Here is a 1,092-nt window from a genome sequence, read left to right on the forward strand (position 1 = left end):
CGAGCTGAGGCCGGTCGACAGAGAGCCGATCGAACTGTTAGCCGACGAGAGGCCAGTCGAGGTCGAGGTCGAAAGCGAAGCGACCGAGCTATCGGTCGAGCTAAGGCCGGTCGACAAAGATCCGATCGAGCTGTTGGCCGATGACAGGCCCGTCGAGGTCGAAGTCGAGAGCGACGTGATCGAGCTGTTGGCCGACGACAGACCCGTCGAGGTCGAAGTCGAGAGCGACGTGATCGAACTGTTGGCCGACGACAGACCGGTCGAAGTCGACGTCGAGAGCGAGGCGATGGAGCTGTTAGCCGAGGACAGACCCGTCGACGTCGAAGTCGAAAGCGAAGCGACCGAGCTATTGGTCGACGACAATCCCGTCGACAGCGACGAAATGGCGCTGCTCGACGACGACACCGTGGTCGACAGCGAGTCGACGGCCGAGTTGGTCGCGAAGAGTTGCGAGCCGTTGATCGCATCGGTGCTGTCGGCGGTGATGCGGCCGGCCGCGACGTTGGTCACCTGACGCTCGGCGCCCTTGTCGCCGACGCTGACGACGCTGGTCGGGTTGCCGCCTGCGAACGTGTGGGTGACGCCGCCGACGCTGCCTGTCGGCGTCGGGTTCCGCGCCGCCGTCACGGAGCCGCTGCCGAGCGCGACGTCGCCGACGTTGTTCGCGACCGCGTTCCGACCGATCGCGACCGTGCCGTTGGCTTTCGCGTTTGCGCTATCGCCGACCGCGACGCTGCTCGCACCGGCGGCGCTCGCCGCGACGCCCGCGGCCAGCGCGTTGACGCCCGTTGCCCCGTCGTTGGCGTAGTTCGCCTTTTGCGTACCGCCGTCGTTGACGCTGTAGTAGTGCGTTTTCGCCGCTTCGATTGCGGTCGACGTGGAGGTCGACAGCGACGCGATGCCGGTCGAGGTCGACGTGGACAGCGACGTGACGGAGCTGTTCGTCGAGCTGAGGCCCGTCGACAGCGAGCCAATCGAGCTGTTCGCCGACGAGATGCCGGTCGAAGCGGAGCTGGACAGCGACGTGACCGAGCTATTGGTGGAGCTAAGGCCCGTCGACAGCGACCCGATCGAGCTGTTCGCCGACGAAAT

3 protein-coding genes are annotated in these 1,092 nt (G+C 66.0%); all 3 read left to right on the forward strand.

Features of this window, described 5'->3' with window-relative positions; genetic code table 11:
• Window positions 1-514 (forward strand): hypothetical protein (locus tag HMPREF3115_RS33075; protein ID WP_371089500.1); only part of this gene is annotated, 514 nt, incomplete at its 5' end.
• A 12-nt stretch (window positions 515-526) separates the two neighbouring features.
• Entirely contained in the window at window positions 527-808 is a 282-nt protein-coding gene (locus HMPREF3115_RS33020; RefSeq protein WP_305367010.1) for a hypothetical protein, read from the forward strand.
• A gap of 69 nt (window positions 809-877) precedes the next feature.
• Window positions 878-1,092 (forward strand): hypothetical protein (locus tag HMPREF3115_RS33025; protein WP_218079215.1); only part of this gene is annotated, 215 nt, incomplete at its 3' end.

The organism is Burkholderia sp. HMSC10F09 (assembly GCF_001806955.1).
Taxonomy (GTDB): Bacteria; Pseudomonadota; Gammaproteobacteria; order Burkholderiales; family Burkholderiaceae; genus Burkholderia; species Burkholderia multivorans.